Here is a 258-nt window from a genome sequence, read left to right on the forward strand (position 1 = left end):
TAAGAACGTGCCTCCAATGCCTCAGCAACTTCTGAAGCCATTCTTATGGTTCGTATAATTAAAGGTATTGCAAGAGTTGCAATATTTGTATTAAATCCGCGTGCTCGTTGTGCTTCACGTACTTCATTGAACTTTTCACTCAAAAGAGGAATAAATCTGATAGACATAGAGATAACCATACTCAATTGTGATGGATTTATACCAAAGCGACGAAAGGGCTGAAGCCCTACTTCAATCGAAGCTACCATGTCTGAAACT

At 39.1% G+C, this 258-nt stretch carries 1 protein-coding gene; it reads right to left on the minus strand.

Going from position 1 to position 258, the window contains the following annotated elements:
- Positions 1 to 258: energy-coupling factor transporter transmembrane component T (locus tag ACFINO_RS11325; RefSeq protein ID WP_375655948.1), on the minus strand; the 258-nt coding region annotated here is incomplete at both ends.

The organism is Bartonella sp. AA83SXKL (genome assembly GCF_042196965.1).
In the GTDB taxonomy this organism is placed as follows: Bacteria; Pseudomonadota; Alphaproteobacteria; order Rhizobiales; family Rhizobiaceae; genus Bartonella.